Raw genomic sequence first — 17,674 nt, 5'->3', positions numbered from 1 at the left:
ACGACAGAACAGCGTGGTGATCGGAGGCAAGATCGCGGACTGACGGACCCTCATACACGGCGATGACCTCTTTTACGGGACGGGCGGAAGGCACGCAGCGCTGCATCCGGGCGCCAGCCCAGGCGCAGTCGGTCGGACAGGTTGATTATCTGCGCGGAGAGCTCGTCCGGAGCCCCCTGACGGCTGGTGATCATCGCCTGTTCCAGGCCCATGCCCAGCCGCAACAGACCGGCCAGGCGCTGCGTCCACTCACTCAGCGCCTCCAACTGGCCGATGCCCGCATCCCGAGCGCGTTGGCGAACATCAATGGTCCGTCCGTCTCCTTCCTCAGCGCGCGGACCTGGGCGCGTTCGACCAACGCGCACAGCTCGGCGAGCCGCGGCCGACGCCCGGCCATCAGCAGCAGATCACGGTGGTTGGCCAGGGTGCAGGCCGAGCACGAACAACGACTGGAGCCCCACCGGTCCCCGGCACCGGGCAGTCCACGGATGATCGCAAACAGGCACTCAAAATCTCTGTGTCAGCGCACGGGGAGTCGATCATCTGCCGGTGGCAGTAGCCCTCCGGACGCCCGCCGCGGCCCGCCAGCCATCCCGGAACCGGCACCGGGATGAGGGAGAAGATCCGGACGATCCGGTTGACGGTGGTGTCGCGTTCCAGCAGCACGGCCAGCAGGAACCCGAAGAGCGCCGTGGGGGCAGGCTCGGCGAAGCCGGCGAGGGACTCGCCAGCGAACACCACCGCCACCATACGAGGGGTCAGCGGCTTGACTTCGACGACCTCGACCTCGCGCGGCGGCCGGCGGGGCGGGCCACGGGACGGCCTTGGCCCTGGAGACGGTCGAGGTGCGGGGGGAGAGACAAGGGGTGCTCCGTCATTTCTCGGCACGGCCCGAGAAGGACGGGTCGATGAACTGCTCGGCCAGGGTTTCGGAGCCTCGGGCGAGCATGGCGACGTCGGCGCCGACGAGGACGAACGAGGCACCCTCCTGGATGTAGGCCGATACGACAGCCGGGTCGAAGGCGTTGACACCGACGGGCTTGCCGGAGTCGCAGACGGCCTTGAAGGTGCGCCCGACCGCGGCTTCGCAGTCGAAGTGTGTTTAAAGTCCTGGAACACCAGATCGGCGCAGCCTTGGAGGATCGCAGCGCCCACAGTTAGCTTGTCGTTTAACCTCGGCGTGAGATGAGTCGAGCGAGTGACTCTGTGGGCCAGCCGATCCATTCGAGGAGAGGGCTCGTGACCACGAACCAGTGGACGCTGATTCGACCCTGCTTTTCGTCCAGGATCAGTGGGGCTGCGTCCTGGTAGATGTAGCGGAGGTATCGGCGACAGATCGGCGCTCCGGCTATCAGCAGCACTGGCGAGGCGACAAGGATGGCCACCGGGGCCAGGGCCCTCGCTGTGGTGAGCTTCGCTTTCTCCCGCCGGAGCCCTGATCCGCCCCGACACCGCTCTCTCGGTCTTGATCACGGGTCGGAGTGGCCATTGTCCTGCCTGGCCTGCCACCGACCGTCTCAGCAACAGCAGTGCGGAGCGCGTTCCACTGCGCTGTCGGGAGCAGTCCGAGGACTCAGCGTTCGCCGTCTGCCGCATACGGTGCGCTCATCTGCCGCGTGGGTAATTGGACAGGAACCGGGAGCATCCAGAGGGGGACCGCATGGCAGATGACGATCTTGTGCCGAGATGGGCGAGCCTTGGCCCGCATGGCATGCGGGCGGCCGCAGAGGCGACGCAGTTCGTTGCCGCGCCGCTGCTTGCTGGTGCTGCGATCGCGACGATCGGCGTGGCAGGTGCGGACGGGCCTCAGTTCCGGTGGCCGGGGCCGGCGATGTTGGCACTGACGACGGCTGCCGTCTTCTTGCTCGCAGGAATCCAGCTCGCACTACGAGCCCGGCGATACCTCTACAGCCGGGCAGATACCCAGGAATGGGAGGGCGAGCTGGAGGAAGGGGAAACACCACAGCGTGTCTATCAGCAGTCGTCCGACATGCAGGTCTGGCGCCACTGGTACGCGACGTCGGCCCGCGCCTACGAGATTGGAGTGTCCCTGCTCGGTCTCGGCATCCTAGGACTGCTGGCCCCGCCGGACCATGCATCCATGGGCCATGCCATCTGCCGCTGGACCGCCGTGGGAGTGGTGGGACTTGCGGTTGTCATGCAGGCGGTATCCGCAGTGAGGTTCAACCGTATGGATAGGCGCAGAAGCCCACTTCGTCGATAAGCGAAGCAGGCCACCCGGACACGGCGGCGCGCGCTCGTCACCAACCGCCGCGACCTCCTTCGCCCCGGACGGTAGACCGCGAGCCGTCGTGTTGCTGTCAGCTCGGTTCTGGCCGCTGTTTCGCGTCCGCGGTTTGGCCGAGCTTGGCCAGTTTGGCAGATGCGCGGGCCGCGGTGCGGCGGGCGTTCGTGGCGGCACGGCGAGCCTCCCCGACCGCGTCCCGGGCCAGACCTGCGGCGGCGCTGGCCTCGCGCTGGTCCTTGCGAGCCTTCTGCAGCTGCTCCTCCAACTCCGCCACCCGCGCCTGCACTTGTTCGAGGCGGGCGTCAGCAGCCTGCTGGGCCTGCTGCGCTTCGGCCAGCGCTTCCTCTCGGCGGCCGGCTTCGGACACCGCGTCCTGTGAGGCCGTGCGGGCGGCATCCAACTGCGCCTGACGCGCGGTGTCCTGACGGGCGGGGCGTTTCTCCGCCGAGGAGGCGGTTGCCGGGTGAGCGGGCACGGTATCGGGGGCGACAGCGGTGAAGCCGACCGTGGCCTCGGGAGCCTTGGTGAGCCGGCCGGCGGCCCACTCGTCTGCGATGGCGGGGTCGGCCAGGACGCTGTGCAGGATCTGCTCGACTTCGTGCCGGACCGGCTCGGTCAGCGCCAGCCCAGCCGCTTTCGCCAGCCCGGCAGTCTCCCGGGCCAGCGCGGCGATCATCTGATGTTGCTGCCGGCTCGCCTCGCGGAACTGGCCGGCATCCAGCATGCGGTGAGCCTCTCGGAGCGTTTGCCCGAGAGCGAGGAGCCGGTCGACTTCCTTCGGACGTTGGCGGACGAACAGGTTCGACGCCCAGGCCGCGGTCGTCGGGCGCCGCAGCGCGGCGAGCGTGCGTGCCGCAGCCGGGTCTTTCGCCTGGCGGGCCTCGGCAACGCGAACGTCACGGGCCGCGACGAACTCCTTCGGCGGCAGCCCGTAGAGCTCCGCAACGATCTGGTCGACATCCACTCCCCCACCTTCCGTCCCGACCCGTGGCCCTGGTGGGATGCGGCGCCGTGCCGCCCCAGTCCGTATCACCCGCAAGGGCGCCGGACCACCGTCTTCGCCGGCGGCACGATCGGCAACGTGACTGTCTCTGTCCGCCGCTGAGCCCAGTGGGCAGCCGCGCCTCCTGGTTCGCCCTGCCATCCATTGGGGCCAAGGAGCACTGGGGGGATGTTGCATGCCGGGGGTGTCAGGTGCTGAGGCGGGCTGCGTGGGTGAGCCGTTGGCGCAGGGCGCGGCGCCGGGCGGCGATGGTGCGTGAGGTTTCCAGGGTGCGGGTGTCGTGGAAGGTGCCGCCGAAGGTGCTCAGGAGCTTGTCGAGACGGTGGGCGGTGGTTTCTGCGGGCCGGGACGGCGGAGTCGGTGTGGCTTGCTGGGCTTCCTTCCAGTGCGGCCGGAAGAAGCTCGGTTCGCCGTCCAGGGCGCGGATGAGGGCTTCGACCTGGTCCCAGGTTCCGTGCATCTCGCCGTGGAGGATCTTTCGGATGTCGTCGGCGGTGACGAGGTGTCCGGTGGCGGCGGCGAGGCTGTAGGGGGTGGGGCTGGCGGCGCGCTGGTGCAGGGTGCGCAGGGCGGCCGGGAGGGAGGACCCCAACTCGGGCCCGGGAGAAGGGGGTTGAGGGCGTGGCTGGCGGGTGCGGGTGCCGTTGCGGTCGCGTTCGGCCAGCCACACCCTGCGTACGACGTCGGAGTCGGCGCCCAGGACGCGGGCGAGCTTCGCGGTGAGGTCCCAGGTGGGGAACTTCTCGCCGCTCAGCACGCGGGAGAGGTAGCTGGCGGAGACCTGGGTGCGCAGTCCGAGCTGGCGCAGCGGGATGCCGCTGGCGACTTGGAGCTTGGACAGGATGGGGGCGAGCTGGTTGGCGGCCCGCAGGGCCGGGCGGGCCGGCGGCTGCACGGGGGCGGGCTCGCCGTCGTCGTCCGGGGCCGCCGGTTCGGGGTCCGGCGGCGGGGTGGTCGCGTGTCCGGGGGCGTACTGGTCCAGGCGGCGCTGGACGTGCTGCTCGTGGTAGTTGTGCCGGGCGGTTTCCGGGCTGATGCTCAGGATCTGTCCGAGGGCCTCCCACGGGATGCGCCGGCGCCGGGCCATGAGCACGACGCCCGCGGTGACGGCCTCCATGCGGCGCTGGACCCGGACCGAGTACTCCAGGATTTCGGCGGCCGATGCGTGCTGGCTGTTCGACAGCAGTCGCACCAGGTGGCGCATTTCTTCCTGTGTGTCGTGGGCGAGCTCGGTGAGCTGGAGTTGCTCGGGGGTCGGGTCCGGCAGGGTGTTGGGGGTGGTCTCCGCGGGCTCGGTGGTTCCGCGCTGGCGCTGGCGCTCACGGTAGGCGGCCTGCCGGCAGGGGCGGCCGCAGTAGTCGGCTGGCCTGCCGCGCTTGGCGGTGGGCGGTGGCATCGGGGTGCCGCAGTGCCGGCACCGCGGCTCGGTAACGCCGATGGAAAGCATGAGGTGCGGTCCTCTTCCTGAACGGGCGCGTGCCCGAGGTCATCTCGCGATGTGACGGGAATTCCGTCACGGCGGCGGTTACGTTCAACCGTTTCGTCGGGAACCATTCGCCGGTAGTGCGCCGGGGGAACGCTGGCGCGTTCCCCCGGCGGCTAGATCAGGCCATCCGCGGCTGGTGGACGATGAAATTCCACACCAGGCGCCCGATTCCGGCAGCGACGGCGGCTCCGGCGGAGGCCAGAAGCGAGTCCGTCCCCACCCCGGCTGGCGAAGCGATGACGATTACAGGAAGTGCAGGGACTGCGATGAAGGGGATGTGAACCATCCGTTCGTGACGTTGGCTAATTCCGTCACGCCTGTTAGTGTCGAAAACACGACACAGCCTCCGACGTGGGGGTTTGGGTCCTGCGGGGTTCGGGGACGAACTCATGGAGTCCTCCTGGGATCTCGTTTTTCATGGATTGCGTGGGCTTCGTCTACGGGGCTGCTATCCCCTCGGAGCCCACGCTCCCGTGACCCTAACCTCACGGAAAGTGCGCTGCCAACTACAGGGCGCGCGGGCTATTTATGCCTATCTGGGCAGCATATGCCGAATTTCAAACCGGACGTATGCCACTAAACGGTTCCGGTGCGTCATCTATCGCGAACAGATTTTCTCTGAAATTCCCATACCCATCCGTAACGGGCACACTTCCTGGTATAGCAGTCCACCGCCCGAACGGGGCCGGGTGAACACCGTCCGAAATACCGGCCGATTTACCCGAATGCATGACCGTGCCCCGCACAGATCGCTACGGTCTGTCCATGACCCGTGACGCCGTTGTCGTGGGCGCCGCAGTGCGCGCCGCCTGGGAATCCAGCCGCACCCTGACCCCGCAGACCACCGACGCCGAGCCCGAGCAGACCCGCCGGCTGGTCCAGGACGTCGCCAACACCTACGGCAGCGAGGAGGTCGCGCGCGCCAGCGTCTTCCTCGTCGGCGTCCTCGCCTCCTACCTCACCCGTGACGCAGACCAGCCCGGCGGCATCGACCCGCTCAGCGACCTCGTCCCCGGCGTCATCGAGAAACTGAGCGCCATCGAGATGGCCGACCCCGCCCAGGCCCCGATGGTCTCCGGCGTGCTCACCGCGGCCGTCCTGGGCCTGGACACCCTCGCCTGGCGCGACCAGTTCGGTCCCGTCCAGCCCGCCGAGGCTCTCAACCACACCTTCGTCATCGGGCTGCTGTCCGACCTGCTCGACATCACCGCCGAACGGCCCGGCGCGGCAAACGAGATCATGCAGGAGGCCTTCGCCCCCCTCGCCGCCGAAGAGGACGCCACCACCTGAGCCAGCCCACCGGCGGCCGCTGATCTGACTTTCGGCCCTCTGGGTGAGGCCCCGTCAGTTGACTGAAGGCGGCAGTGCAAGCGTGTCGAGATCGCGGTGCAGCCCCCTCTAGGCCCGCGTGTCCGGTGTGGTAGCCCTGGTCCGCGCGGTGTTGCCGGCCCGCTCGGCATGCCGGTTGGCGATGCGCCTGAGCTTGCGGCGCACCCGTTCGCCGAAAGCTTCCGGCTCGGCAGCCCGAGCGTGCTCAGCGGCATCGGTCCAGGTCTTCACCCCTGGATGCGCCCAGGCCAAAACGACTTCCCGCTCCTCAGGGTCCAGGGCTCCCAGCACCGGACCCAGGCGGGGATCGTCGGGCTCGCTCTCCCCCGCCGTTCCTGACCGTGACGCGGGAACCGGGATAGGTCCACTGGGCATAGTCCAGGCCCGCCACACCGACCGGCGCAGATGTCGGATTGATGATGATCACTGGGTGGTTCCTCTCGCTGGTGAACGTGAGCCTCTACTTCTGGGCTCGGGAAGAGGCCCCACCGGCGATAAATCTGCCGGAACCCGGTGTGATCCGCGCCACTCAACTGGCAGTGCTGGGACGCTTGTTGAGCAGCGGCGGCTGGTGACGTGCCGAACCTGTCCCTGGCGCCCCGAGTAGAAAGCCTGTGTGCTCGCCCGCGCCGTGCTATGTCTCCTGGGCGTCGCCGCCGGCGGGAAGCTCCTGCTCGATCTCGCGGGCCGTCCTCATCAGTTCGAGGGCCTCGCGGCGCAGCTGGCTGGCGCGTTCGCGCAGCTGCTTCACGCGTCGGCGCTGCTGCTGGGGGCTGAAGGCGTTGACGTACTGCCCGCGCGGTCCGGTGAGCAGCCCTTCGGCGGTCAGCTGACGCACGGCTGCCGCCGCCTCCTTGGTGCCGATGTCGAAGCGCTGGCCGATGTCGAAACGGGTCATGAACCGTTCGCCGGGCTCGTAGCTGAAGTGGATCGCGGTGCGCAGCATCCGGTAGGCGCGCTCGGTTGGTGTCGCGGTGCCCACGCTGTAGAGCCGGTAGCCCTCGTACAGGGTCACCATCCCTTCGGAGGCGAGCTGCTCCAGCGCGCAGCGGACCACATCCGCCGGCAGCCGGAGGTCCCGGGCGATCTCAGCCAGCGCGGGCAGATGGGTGCCCGGCTCGGTGCACGAGAGCCGCACCCAGCGGCGCACCGCCTGGACGTCGTTGTCCGCCACCACGTTGTCCGCCGTCGTCATGCCCGCACCTCTGTTCCCCGGTAGCCCGATGCCAGGGGCCAGCGTGATAGGCGGCATAGTGCGGGCGCCACGAACTTGCCGGGGTTTGCCGGGACCGGGCCTGCACGCGGTGGATTTCCAGACGTTTGTCCGCCACCTTCCCCGGCACGGCAGACGATCATTCAGGAGGCCTTCGCCTCCCTCACCGCCGAAGAGAACGCCACCCACCTGAGCCAGCCCACTGCTGGCCACCGATATGACTTTTCGGCCCTCAGAGTGAGGCTTCGTCAGTTGACCGAGCACGGCGGCGTTCCCAGCCGCTACGAAGATCACAACCGGACCGTGATCTTCGAAGGGACATCTCGTGCGCCTCGCCCGCACCGCCGCCCCGGCCATTGCCCTGACTCTCCTGCTGGTTCCCGCCTTCACCCACACCGCAGTCGCCGCCCCACCGCGGGCGAAAGCGCCCGGCGACACCGTCACCCTGCCGGTCCGTGACGCCCTGGAAGCACTGCCCGTGAGGGCCGAAGACACCAGCGACTACAGCCGTGAGGCGTTCAGGCACTGGATCGACGCGGACCGCGACGGCTGCAACACCCGAGCCGAGGTCCTCAAGGCCGAGGCCGTCGTCGCTCCGCAGCAGGGTGCGCGCTGCACGCTGAGCGGCGGTGAGTGGTACAGCGAGTACGACAACCTCTACGTGGAAGGTCCGCGCGGTCTCGACATCGACCATCGGGTGCCGCTCGGGGAAGCATGGGAGAGCGGCGCCTTCGCCTGGAGCGCCGCCGAACGCGAGGCGTACGCCAACGATCTGGGCGACGACCGCGCACTGATCGCGGTAACCGGCAGTTCGAACCGGGCCAAAGGCAAGAAGGACCCCGCCGAATGGCAGCCGCCCTACGCGGGCAACTCCTGCGCATACAACACCGCCTGGGTCGCGGTGAAGACCCGCTGGGGCCAGACGGTAGACGCGGTGGAGAAGGCCGCGCTCACCGAGCAGCTCAGCCACTGCCCGAACGTCCCGGTCACCGTCACCCTGGCCAGGTAGGGCCGTCCCGCCCGTAGGGCCGGTGCTCTGTCTCGGGGTCGTTCCGCCGGCGGGCGGGTCCCTCGTCGGTGGCCAGGAGCATCCGTGGGCGTGGCGAGGGCGAGGCTGGCTGTCAGTCCCCTGTGTTTGGATGACGTTGACCAGGCATGGGCACGCCAATGAGGTGTGCCCATGTTTTTTGACCAAAACAGGGGACACAACTTGAGATTGAGAATGCTGCTGGTCGCCAGCGCTGCCGCGCTGGGCGTGCTGGGCAGTGGGCTGACTGCTGCCCACGCCAGTGATGAGCCCGCTTCCGCGTCGGAGATCGCATCAGGCGCAGAGGTGACGGGGGCGGCCGCCTTGGATGGGTTTCCGCTGCCGGAAGACCTGGACGAAGACTCGGAGGAACTGAACGACGAGCTCTCCGAGCCGGTGCCGGAGGTGCCTGAGGACGAAGTCCCGTCAGACCTGGGCGAGGTCTTGGCCGACGACAGCCCCCCGGAAGAAGGTGTCGATCCGGCTCCCGACCCGCTGGCTGCCGCCGAGAACGACAGGGCCGCGTGTCGGGCGCGGATCCTGGTCGCAAAGGCGCACGGAGACGATGACTTGGTGCCGTGCGTGGTGTGGGGTGCCAGCGCCCCGGTGTCCGAGCTGCGGGCCGCGGTCACTGCCTGGCCCACCCCCGACTGGTGTGACGACCACGGTGCGAACGGCAATTGGTACGTGATCCGGTTCAAGGGGTGCGGGGTCTTCCCGGCCGACCTGACGGTGACGGACCCCCGAACCGGGGAAGTCATGGGCGGCATGCACTTCCTCACCGTGGCCTACGCCTACAGCAATCGGACAATCGCGGCCTGGGCGTACCAGGTGGAGCTGCTGGAAGTAACCAGCTGGGGAGCGGCTAAGGGCAGCAGCGCGGGCGGCAGCGTCAAGTGCACGGGCAAGTGCAAGGTGACCGAGAGTAAGTTCCCTTCCCAGCTCATAGGCGCCGACAGGGAGGCCGTCGGCCAGTTCTTCCTGGACACCACCATCAAGACGTCGCCCAAGGGCCAGAAGGGCGAGGGCCAGGCAACGGCGAAGTGGAAGTTCACCAACCCTAAATGGGCCGGCCCCAGCACCGAGATGTCTCTGCCCACACCTCCGGTGCGCTGCGACAACGCGACTCCGGGCACCTCCAAGCCGGGCTGCGTCATGTCGTACATCCCAGAGATGGTCTACGCGAAGAACGGGGAGTTTCCGGAGCTCGCCCGGCACATCGAGTACGCGCAGGACACCAAGAACCTTCCCGGCAAGCACGGCACCAGGCGCTACCTGACCCGCCTCACCAACGCAGACAAGAGGAGGGACAACCGGAACAAGGCCTGCCCGCAGAGCCTGGAGAGGCCTCCGGGCAAGAGCTGCGACGAGTACCCCTTCGCATCGACGTGGCAAGGCGCCTCGACCGGCAGTGGCGACTTCAGCCGGCGCATGATCAACGCGACGCAGAACGAGGACGGCGGCCGGGCTCTGAGCCGCTTCTACCTGTATAACCGCATCATCGAAAAGGACAAGTTCCTGGTGTGGATCAAGTAGACGCCAGGGCGGAGGACTTCACAATGAGCGACGCTGTCGAAACGGGGACCGGTCTCGTCCCCGTTGCGCACCACCAGTTCGACATCAGCGACGAGGACGGGCCCGCCGGCGCCAACCTGGACCGCGGCCACAACGGCCTCGTCCGCGTCACCGACGGTCCCATCACCGTGATGACCGGCATCCACACTGGCAACGTCGATGTCACGGTCACCCTCCACGACACCGAGCCCGCGCCCGACGACGGTGACTGGCAGGAGATCGTCGAGATCTCGGCCGACTCCGCGTCCGGTGAACTCATGGTCCGCGGCATCATGGACGATCTGGACGAGGAACTCCCCGTCCTGTCGTTCAACGGCCCTGGCAGCTACCGGCTGCGTATTCACGCCCGCGGCCGGGACACCGCCATCGACCAGGCACCCGACGAGGTGACCGAGTGGTACCTCATCCAGGCCTGGCCGGCACCCGCCCACGAGGTAACGGTGCTCCGCCAGACCGACAGTTACGGAGCATCAGTGCGCACGCACTGACCGCAGTTGATGCCTCTGCCCGGCCACAGTCTGACGTGTGACGGGCAGGGGCGCGCTCAGATAGACAAGCGAGGCCGTGTGCCGCGAGCACACGGCCTCGCCATGCGAGCGGGCAGAGTCAGAAGAGGGCAGAATCCGGCCGGTTACCGCACTCGAGACCCTCACGCGAACCGTCAGCGCTTTCTCGCAGGCGCCCCGCGCACATCAGGAATCCACCAGGTAAGCCTTCTCCCCCATCATCAGCGGTGCGTCTGCGGGCCCCTTGATGTAGGGGCCGCGCCAGATCACCCGGTGCTCCTGACGGCTGGGGTACCACTGCCTTACTTTGTGCATCCGCACCGGCCACCGGTGGTGATAGGCCCGCTTCTCTCCCACTGGTTCCGACGGACGGGGTGAAGGCGCGGCAAGTCGGATCACCCGTATGTCAGGATCCCGGGACTCGGCACTGTCACCACTGCCACGGGCCTGGGGTGCGGACCGCGACTGCCCGACAGCGGTGACGCCCTGCGCGATCAGCCTCCAGAAGGCGAACATGTAGCGGCCCACGAAGTCGTCGTAAGGGTCCTCGACCCGGCCGCCGGCCCACTCCCCCATCTCCGAGACCGGCTCCCTGCGCCACTGGGAGGCGTCGGTGAGGGCCCGCTGCATCTGCCGGTGCTGCTCGGACAGATCCGCGAGCGCCTCGGTGCTCTCCTCCGCCAGGCAGGCATCGCCCCGCATCCCGTACATGCCGTCCGGCATCAGCGGAGGCAGCGGCTTGCCCGACGCACGGGCACCGGAGACGGCCTGCCGCCAGCCGGCGGGCTGCACCGGACCATCGCGGTCCATGAACGTGGTGACCTGCACACCCGGGTACTGGGCGGTGGGCAGGATCTGATGCTGGGTGACAAACTGCCATCCGAAAGCTCTGGTGTCCGACAGGGATCCGGTGCGGTTGACGACCACAACGGGCTCGGGCAGTACCAGCAGCCCCGTGGCCATGAGGATGTCCCGATCGCGGTCCAGGGTGCTGATGTCGGCCGGCTCCAAGGTGGCGGTCGCGGCCATCACCGCGGCATGAGCAGCCGGGGAGATGACAACAACTTCCGCCTGCCGCAGCAGTTTCTGGATCTGCTGCCGCTGCCACGCGGCTCCCTCCCCCGGCGTGTGAGGCCACGGCGGCCGGTAACCCTGCTTGCCCAGCACCATCGCCCAGGCCGCCTCCAGCTCAACGCCATCGGGCCTGCCCGCCATGTCCGCCAGGTCACTGTGCAGCAGCACGGCATGCACCTCGGACAGGACGTTCCCGAGGTTCGAGGCCATCATCAACTGCACCCACTGATTGCCGCTCAGAAGTCGCTGCGTCAGCTCCGCCAGCCGCCGCGCCTCCCTCGCCGCGCCGGTTGCAGTCCATTCCGCGGCCCGGTCGCGGCTGCGTTCCCGCTTGGCCCGGCTCGCCTTCCCCACCCCAAACCCCCCATGTCACAAGGTCAGTTGGCGTAGCCGTACCCGGCCTCAGCAGACGCGACACGATGCGATCCGGTCGGCCTCACGCGCGACGGCCGACAACGATCTATCCCGTCGTCAGGCCATCGCCCTTTCGCCCAGCTGCACGAACCGCAGAGAATCTGCAGGTTTTCCGCCGTGCTGATTCTCCCCATCACGGACTGGAATGACTTGGTCGTACTGCAGTTCCGAGACCGCACTGTGTGCTTGGCACCGTCCCCGGTCACGCGGCCAGACAGACGGCGGTATGCCGTCTGAGTGGGTGTTCTGCGAGTCGTCGTGTCTGGTTGTCCGGTTTGAGGGGTTGCGGTTGACGGCTTCTGCGGTGTGCTGGAGACGTGGCTGAGCGGCAGCCGTACCCGAGTGATCTGTCGGATGAGGCATGGGAGTTGATCCGGCCGGTCATCACGGCCTGGAAGGGACAGCACCGCTCGGTCAGCGGTCATCAGGGCCGATACGAGATGCGGGAGATCGTGAACGCGATCCTGTATCAGGCCCGGGTCGGCTGCCAGTGGCGTTACCTGCCGCACGACTTCCCGCCGTACACCGCGGTGTACTACTACTTCGGGCTGTGGCGCGATGACGGCACCGACCAGACCATCCACGATCTGCTGCGCTGGCAGGTCCGCGAGTCGAAGGGCCGGCGCGAGGACCCGTCCGCGGTCGTCATGGACTCCCAGACCGTGCACGCCTCGGTCAACGCCCCCAAGGAGACGACCGGGCTGGACCCGGGCAAGAAGAGCCGGGGCCGCAAGCGGGGCATCGCCACCGATGTACTCGGTCTGCTCATCGCCGTGATCGTGGTCGCCGCGAGCGTGCACGACAACGCCGTCGGAATCACGCTGCTGGACAAGGTGGCCGCCGACAACCCCGGCGTGGTGAAGAGCTGGGTCGATGCCGGGTTCAAGAACGCCGTCATCGAGCACGGCAGGTCGCTGGGCATCGACGTCGAGGTGGTATCGCGTGACCCGCAGGCGAAGGGGTTCGCCCCGTCACCGAAGCGGTGGATCGTCGAGCAGACCTTCGGCACACTCATGCTGCACCGCCGCCTGGCCCGCGACTACGAGACCCTGCCCGCCAGTTCCGCGTCCTGGATCCGCTGGTCGATGACCGACGTCATGACCCACCGGCTCACCGCCACGACCACTCCCACCTGGCGGGACCGCCGCCGACCCGCTTCCCCCGGACCGGCATGAACGAGTGAGCGTGAGCATGCAGGAGTTCCTGGAACAGCTCGAGATCCGCGAGGCGGCCGGCCGTGACCTCGCGGACAGACTCCGCACTCAGATCGCCGAGCTCACCACCCAACTCGCGGCCGCCGAAAAGGCGTTGGAGAGACTGAGGATCACCCGGGAGACGATTCTGGAGATCGCACCAGACCTTCCCGGCGGCCTCGCTCCGCTGCCCTCGGCCTACCGTCAGATCCTCGCCCTCTTCGAAGACACCGCAGACGGACTGCGCCCCAAGGACGTCTGCATCGCCCTGGACACCGGCACCGAACCCCGGCATGTCGAAGGCGTCCGCGCGAAACTGAAACGCCTGGTCAGCCGCGGCATTCTCACCGAGCCGGAGCCCGGCCTCTTCCGGCTACCGCAACCAACGCCATCCCCGGACTGAGACCCCACGAAAGCTCACAGAACACCCACTGAGAGGTGTCCACGATCCCCACGGTTTCACTGGGCGTGGCAAATCCATCGGATTGCGGCCGGTAGACGTTCAACCCGTCGTCGTGCAAGGTGCGATGATGGTTCGTCGCCACACCGCAGCGCGGGCACGGCACGGTCAGCTTCCGCCCCCACGCCGGGACTAACTCCTCGTCCGACCCGCCTGAGGAAGGAGCACCCACCGTTCAGCCTCCGCAGTGTGACCCAACACCGCCACGGGCGCGGAAGCATCAACTGCCAGGCTATCGGCCCCACTTGGCCCTCCGGAGCAGTCAGGTCGAACCGGTCGCTCCCCGAAAACGGCTGATGCCGGCTCTCCTCCGCGTCGAGGGTCGCCCTCCGGTCCCGGACAGGCTGGGGAGAACCAGGTCACGGAGCATTGGGGAATCGGTCATTCCCCCGCTACTCACTGTCGGCGGTCGTTACCGGTGTCTACTGTTGCGTCGCTCTGGTCACTTCTATGCAAGGGACAGGAGAACGATGAGACACGGCAGAAGACCGAAACCGCTAGCCCGATTAGCCGCCGCTGCCCTGTTGGCGCCAGCGCTCGCGTTGGCAGCGGGGGGTGCGGCGTTGGCCGAACCCGCCCCTCCCTCCCAACAGGACAGCCACCCCGAGGTCACTCTGGGCGTGACGGCGGCCAGCGAAAGCCCAGACGGCGCAGACGCCGAGATCAACTGCATACTGTTCGCGAACAAACCGAACTACAGCGGCAACAAGATCACCGGCACTGGAGGAATTTCCTCCTGTAGCGGCGGTACTCCGGTGGCGTGCAGCAGCGAGGTCGACCTCCAGGTCTACCTGGCCGGTCCTGGCTGGGTGACCAGCGCCGCCAGCGGCCGGCAGCATAAGTGCCCGCCACCCGCCCGGTCGACGTCCGCCACACAGGAATGCGACCCCCAGCCCGACTCGTGGTCCTACCGCTCAGAAACCCTGGGCACCATCACCGCGGGAACCACCTCGTCCGGGGTCGCCACCAGTGGGATCCTGAACGTCAAGTGCCTGTGATGCGGGCCTGACGCGGCGCCTCCGGCGCCCCAGACGCTCCTCTCACGCGCCGGAGGTGCTGATGCCCACTGAACTACGGGACCAGATTGACCGGGCCCGCGGCCTAGTCGCCGACTACTTGAGCTCCCCCGACGCCCTGCGCCGCCAGGAACAACGGCTTGCTGCCTGGGGCGAGCCGGCCGAAGAGTTCCTCCAGACCGCCGGCCTCATCCTCGGACTTGCCCTGTACCAGGTGCAACGCGACCCCGCCCCGGTGCCCTATCCGCAAACGAGCCAGGCGCTGTGGCAGAACGTCACCTACCTCCTTGATCCAAAAGCAGACAGGCCAGAACTCTTCGCTGGCTTGCCCACCGACCTCGACCCGGACCCTCGCCGCCAAATCCAAGCCCTGCGCCTCGCCTCCTCTGGCATCTCCCCAGCCGCTGCCATCCGCTGGGTTCGTCTCCTGAGCACAGCGCGCGACGTGGCCCAGCGTCAGATCTGATCAACGTTCACTGCGGATGACGTGGCGGGGCTGCGGCATCACGGCTCCAGAGGATTGAGCGGGCTGACACCCGTGCCGATGTACAACTCGGGTTCCAGTGACAGAAGGGTTGCCTCTTCACCAGCCTGAGCGGCCACAATGCTGGACGACGCCGGATGAAGGATCCGCCAGTCCGTGCCCCGCCACGCCCCGGCCACCAAGGCATGGGAATGGGTGAAGTCGGTGACCGTGGTGAACCTGCGGTTCAGGACGTGCTGGCCGACGCCGGGCTTCTCATGCTCGGCAGCCGCAGCAGACAGGGCCGGGATCACGATCCCGGCATAACCACCTCGACCTCGCGTTCACGCTGACGTGAGGTCATCGCGCGTACGGACGGACCCCAGGCGGGCCTCCTCCAGCTGGCCCAGACGGCGACTGAGCAGGACCTCCGCGGTCCGGTACGCTGCGGCCTGCGCAGCCTGCTCGGCATCCCGCTTCGTCCCGCGGTTGTGGCGCCGCCGGTAGGCCCGGTACACAGCGTCGGCCTCGGCTGCAGCCTCTTCGGAGCCGGCCAGCCGTCGAAGCGCCGAGCGGCGCCGTTCCTCACGGATACGGAGCGCCACCTGTGGCGCGGTGAACGCCAGCAGCGCGGGGTCCGCGTCGACGCCGCAGGCCCGCTCGCACGCAGCCTCCAGCAGGGCGCGCGTGTCGGCCTCGCATCGCCGGGTCAGCTCGAGGACCGTGGCGGTGTCCGTGAGGTCGGCGCGCACGGCGACGGCCAGGTCCACCGCACCCCGCAGCAGGCGTTCGGTGCGCCGCCGGTGGCTGCATCCCAGGCACAGGCCCGCTGCCTCGGGCAAGCCACCGCCTTCTCCAGGCTGGCGAACAGCACCCTGCGCGCCTCGGCTTGCTTCTCGATCCAGAGACGACCGGAGCGCCGGGCGGCAAACAGCTGCCCCCGCAGTCGCGGGCTCACACCAGCGAGTTCCTCCATCTCGCGGCACACCGACTCCGCCAGCGCGATCGACTCGGTCCGACGGGCATAGAGCAGCTTGCGCAAAGCTTTCGCGCCCGGGTGTCCTGCGGCGTGTCCGTGTTCTGCCCCGGCGTCCACGTCGCGGGCTCCGCCGCGCTGCGAGGCTGGATGATCCGCTGAACCGCTGGCGTTGACAGCCCGCGCTCCGTCACCTCGCACTCCTCCAGGGTGAACCACCCGGGTTCCCGGGCGAAGGCCTCGGTCCCGATCCGCACCCGCCTGCTCGTGCCCTCGCTGTCCAGCCGGATCCGGTGCACGTACCGACGCCGGATCAGCGTGTCCCGGTCGACCGGAACACTCAGGCCGAGGACACCAGCTCGTGGCCCTCCTGGTCCCAGTCAGGCGGCACCGCCTGGTCCAGGTGCACCCGCAGCGCGCCGCGCGACCACCGGATGTCGACGACGGAGCCGAACGGCGCCCCGGCTGAGCCGGTGTACACGAAGCTCGCCTCTTCGCCACGGCTGGCGAGCCAGGCCGCGGCCGCCGACCGCACATACAGGTGATCCGCACTGTTCACGCCGCCGGCGCGGCGCTCGCACACGTGCGGCAGCCCATCCGGATCCTGGTGATGGGCGAAATGACAGGCGCGAGAACCGCCAGGCTTTCCTGCTTGGTCGGCGGTGTTCTGCTACTTCGGCCTACGGCGCGAGGACGGGCTCGACCAGCGGATTCAGGAACTCCTGCGCTGCCAGGTGAGGGAGAGAGCCCGGTGATGAAAGGACCCGTCCCTCGTGATCATCGCCGGCAGGAGCCGAACCCGGCCCGCCCGAGACCGGCACTGCCTACCAGGCCATCGCGAACGCCTTCAACCAGCACCCTGCCAGGTTTTCAGAGCTCGTGAGCTGCACGAACTCCTCGGCATGCCCATCGACGAAGCGATCGTCAAAATCACCCGCAGCCGCCTCGGCCGCCTCACCCGCCAAGGATTCCTCACCCAACCCGGACGAGGCCGCTACCAGAAACGGACTTAACGTCCACTGAGTGACGGGGGCTGAGCGGCAGTACGGCGCAACGAGCGCGATGCCAACGGCAAAGGAGCTGGATCTACAGATGTGCGGGCCGGAGTAGCTCCGGCCCGCACATGTTCGGCTGCTCACGAACCCAGGGGCTCGCCGAGGCTGATCCGGGTGACGCAGGGGAGGTCCTGGCGGTAGTCGGTGGTGCCCTGCCGGTACCAGTAGCGGCATCCTGTCAGGTCTCCGCCCACCTGGCCGGTCACCTTTAGCCGCGCCAGGTAGTACACGTCCGACGTGGCGGACGCCTTCACCTGGATGGGGCTGCCCGCGTGGTCGGGGGCGTGCTCCAGGTCGTGCACCTGGGGGGTGCCGGCCGGAGCCACGCCCATGGCGTGGCCGTCGGTGTCCTGGGCACTGACCGCGCGGTAGCCGACGATCCGCAGTCCCTTCGGAACCCCGGTGATCCGGGCCTTCTCCAACGTCAGCGACTTCGCCGACGTGTTGGACGGCTGCGGGAGGCTAACCCAGTACTCCGCGCCGGCCTGGGCATGCTCGAAGGAGATCTCGGCCTCTGCTTGCATGCCGCCATCGAGTGCTGTGCCAGTGGACTGCCCGGATCCGCCGGAAGCGCCGGAGCCGCTGCAGGCGGTGAGGGAGAGGAGCGCGGCGACCGCGAGCAGGCCGGTGGCACGG

At 68.3% G+C, this 17,674-nt stretch carries 19 protein-coding genes and 2 pseudogenes; 10 read left to right on the top strand and 11 right to left on the bottom strand.

Features of this window, described 5'->3' with window-relative positions; all coding sequences use genetic code 11:
• Nucleotides 1-86 precede the first annotated feature (86 nt).
• The 3 genes and pseudogenes from EJC51_RS46240 to EJC51_RS46235 form a co-directional block, all read right to left on the bottom strand.
• Nucleotides 87-275: pseudogene (locus EJC51_RS46240) on the bottom strand (type II secretion system F family protein); the annotation flags it as partial.
• The gene (locus tag EJC51_RS48095) at nucleotides 254-397 is read right to left on the bottom strand and encodes a hypothetical protein (protein WP_166682785.1); all 144 of its coding nucleotides are present in this window, start codon (nucleotides 395-397) and stop codon (nucleotides 254-256) included. The pseudogene EJC51_RS46240 and the gene EJC51_RS48095, both read right to left, overlap by 22 nt.
• On the bottom strand, nucleotides 397-738 hold the full coding sequence (locus EJC51_RS46235; RefSeq protein WP_126276597.1) for a hypothetical protein: 342 nt from the start codon (nucleotides 736-738) through the stop codon (nucleotides 397-399). Before EJC51_RS46235 ends, EJC51_RS48095 begins: the two co-directional genes overlap by 1 nt.
• 922 nt (nucleotides 739-1,660) lie before the next feature.
• Here EJC51_RS46235 and EJC51_RS46220 point away from each other — a divergent pair.
• On the top strand, nucleotides 1,661-2,224 hold the full coding sequence (locus tag EJC51_RS46220; protein ID WP_126276596.1) for a hypothetical protein: 564 nt from the start codon (nucleotides 1,661-1,663) through the stop codon (nucleotides 2,222-2,224).
• A 97-nt stretch (nucleotides 2,225-2,321) separates the two neighbouring features.
• Here EJC51_RS46220 and EJC51_RS46215 read toward each other — a convergent pair whose 3' ends face one another.
• Together EJC51_RS46215 and EJC51_RS46210 are read right to left on the bottom strand one after the other, a co-directional pair.
• The gene (locus EJC51_RS46215) at nucleotides 2,322-3,212 is read right to left on the bottom strand and encodes a hypothetical protein (RefSeq protein ID WP_126276595.1); all 891 of its coding nucleotides are present in this window, start codon (nucleotides 3,210-3,212) and stop codon (nucleotides 2,322-2,324) included.
• A gap of 226 nt (nucleotides 3,213-3,438) precedes the next feature.
• The gene (locus EJC51_RS46210; protein WP_126276594.1) at nucleotides 3,439-4,698 is read right to left on the bottom strand and encodes a helix-turn-helix domain-containing protein; all 1,260 of its coding nucleotides are present in this window, start codon (nucleotides 4,696-4,698) and stop codon (nucleotides 3,439-3,441) included.
• An 804-nt stretch (nucleotides 4,699-5,502) separates the two neighbouring features.
• Between EJC51_RS46210 and EJC51_RS46205 the strand changes: the two genes are divergently transcribed.
• The gene (locus tag EJC51_RS46205) at nucleotides 5,503-6,027 is read left to right on the top strand and encodes a hypothetical protein (RefSeq protein WP_126276593.1); all 525 of its coding nucleotides are present in this window, start codon (nucleotides 5,503-5,505) and stop codon (nucleotides 6,025-6,027) included.
• Nucleotides 6,028-6,700: 673 nt separating this feature from the next.
• Here EJC51_RS46205 and EJC51_RS48090 read toward each other — a convergent pair.
• Nucleotides 6,701-7,261, bottom strand: a complete 561-nt coding sequence (locus EJC51_RS48090; protein WP_166682985.1) for a GntR family transcriptional regulator — start codon at nucleotides 7,259-7,261, stop codon at nucleotides 6,701-6,703.
• Nucleotides 7,262-7,604: 343 nt separating this feature from the next.
• On the opposite strand from EJC51_RS48090, the gene EJC51_RS46195 reads away from it, so the two are divergent.
• The 3 genes from EJC51_RS46195 to EJC51_RS49045 all read left to right on the top strand — a co-directional run bounded on the left by EJC51_RS46195 (nucleotide 7,605) and on the right by EJC51_RS49045 (nucleotide 10,369).
• A complete protein-coding gene (locus tag EJC51_RS46195; RefSeq protein ID WP_126276591.1) occupies nucleotides 7,605-8,288 on the top strand; it encodes an HNH endonuclease family protein in 684 nt (227 codons plus the stop codon).
• 213 nt (nucleotides 8,289-8,501) lie between these two features.
• Complete coding sequence (locus EJC51_RS49050) at nucleotides 8,502-9,842, top strand: NucA/NucB deoxyribonuclease domain-containing protein (protein WP_166682984.1); 1,341 nt, start codon at nucleotides 8,502-8,504, stop codon at nucleotides 9,840-9,842.
• A 23-nt stretch (nucleotides 9,843-9,865) separates the two neighbouring features.
• On the top strand, nucleotides 9,866-10,369 hold the full coding sequence (locus EJC51_RS49045) for a hypothetical protein (protein WP_244363279.1): 504 nt from the start codon (nucleotides 9,866-9,868) through the stop codon (nucleotides 10,367-10,369).
• A gap of 204 nt (nucleotides 10,370-10,573) precedes the next feature.
• On the opposite strand, the gene EJC51_RS46180 is transcribed toward EJC51_RS49045, so the two are convergent.
• Nucleotides 10,574-11,815, bottom strand: a complete 1,242-nt coding sequence (locus EJC51_RS46180) for a hypothetical protein (RefSeq protein WP_244363277.1) — start codon at nucleotides 11,813-11,815, stop codon at nucleotides 10,574-10,576.
• Between the two features lie 377 nt (nucleotides 11,816-12,192).
• Between EJC51_RS46180 and EJC51_RS46175 the strand changes: the two genes are divergently transcribed.
• The 4 genes from EJC51_RS46175 to EJC51_RS46160 all read left to right on the top strand — a co-directional run bounded on the left by EJC51_RS46175 (nucleotide 12,193) and on the right by EJC51_RS46160 (nucleotide 15,010).
• The gene (locus EJC51_RS46175; RefSeq protein WP_126269134.1) at nucleotides 12,193-13,050 is read left to right on the top strand and encodes an IS5 family transposase; all 858 of its coding nucleotides are present in this window, start codon (nucleotides 12,193-12,195) and stop codon (nucleotides 13,048-13,050) included.
• A 16-nt stretch (nucleotides 13,051-13,066) separates the two neighbouring features.
• On the top strand, nucleotides 13,067-13,471 hold the full coding sequence (locus tag EJC51_RS46170; protein ID WP_126276729.1) for a hypothetical protein: 405 nt from the start codon (nucleotides 13,067-13,069) through the stop codon (nucleotides 13,469-13,471).
• Nucleotides 13,472-14,091: 620 nt separating this feature from the next.
• A complete protein-coding gene (locus EJC51_RS46165) occupies nucleotides 14,092-14,526 on the top strand; it encodes a hypothetical protein (RefSeq protein ID WP_126276589.1) in 435 nt (144 codons plus the stop codon).
• Nucleotides 14,527-14,587: 61 nt separating this feature from the next.
• The gene (locus tag EJC51_RS46160) at nucleotides 14,588-15,010 is read left to right on the top strand and encodes a hypothetical protein (RefSeq protein WP_126276588.1); all 423 of its coding nucleotides are present in this window, start codon (nucleotides 14,588-14,590) and stop codon (nucleotides 15,008-15,010) included.
• 38 nt (nucleotides 15,011-15,048) lie between these two features.
• On the opposite strand, the gene EJC51_RS46155 is transcribed toward EJC51_RS46160, so the two are convergent.
• The 3 genes from EJC51_RS46155 to EJC51_RS46145 form a co-directional block, all read right to left on the bottom strand.
• Entirely contained in the window at nucleotides 15,049-15,321 is a 273-nt protein-coding gene (locus EJC51_RS46155) for a PIN domain-containing protein (RefSeq protein WP_244363275.1), read from the bottom strand.
• Nucleotides 15,322-15,351: 30 nt separating this feature from the next.
• Nucleotides 15,352-15,849 (bottom strand): hypothetical protein, encoded by a 498-nt coding sequence (locus EJC51_RS46150; protein ID WP_126276587.1) that lies wholly within the window; start codon nucleotides 15,847-15,849, stop codon nucleotides 15,352-15,354.
• Nucleotides 15,850-16,323: 474 nt separating this feature from the next.
• Nucleotides 16,324-16,566: a hypothetical protein gene (locus EJC51_RS46145; RefSeq protein WP_126276586.1), complete on the bottom strand. Its 243-nt coding sequence runs from the start codon at nucleotides 16,564-16,566 to the stop codon at nucleotides 16,324-16,326.
• A 64-nt stretch (nucleotides 16,567-16,630) separates the two neighbouring features.
• On the opposite strand from EJC51_RS46145, the pseudogene EJC51_RS49470 reads away from it, so the two are divergent.
• Nucleotides 16,631-16,735, top strand: a pseudogene (locus EJC51_RS49470) (IS5/IS1182 family transposase); the annotation flags it as partial.
• Between the two features lie 383 nt (nucleotides 16,736-17,118).
• Here the strand turns inward: EJC51_RS49470 and EJC51_RS46135 are convergent.
• On the bottom strand, nucleotides 17,119-17,562 hold the full coding sequence (locus EJC51_RS46135; RefSeq protein WP_126276585.1) for a hypothetical protein: 444 nt from the start codon (nucleotides 17,560-17,562) through the stop codon (nucleotides 17,119-17,121).
• Nucleotides 17,563-17,674: the final 112 nt, after the last annotated feature.

It is taken from the genome of Streptomyces aquilus (assembly GCF_003955715.1).
Taxonomy (GTDB): Bacteria; Actinomycetota; Actinomycetes; order Streptomycetales; family Streptomycetaceae; genus Streptomyces; species Streptomyces aquilus.
The sequence above is the reverse complement of the archived record's forward strand: the minus strand, read 5'-3'. Positions and strand labels throughout refer to the sequence as shown.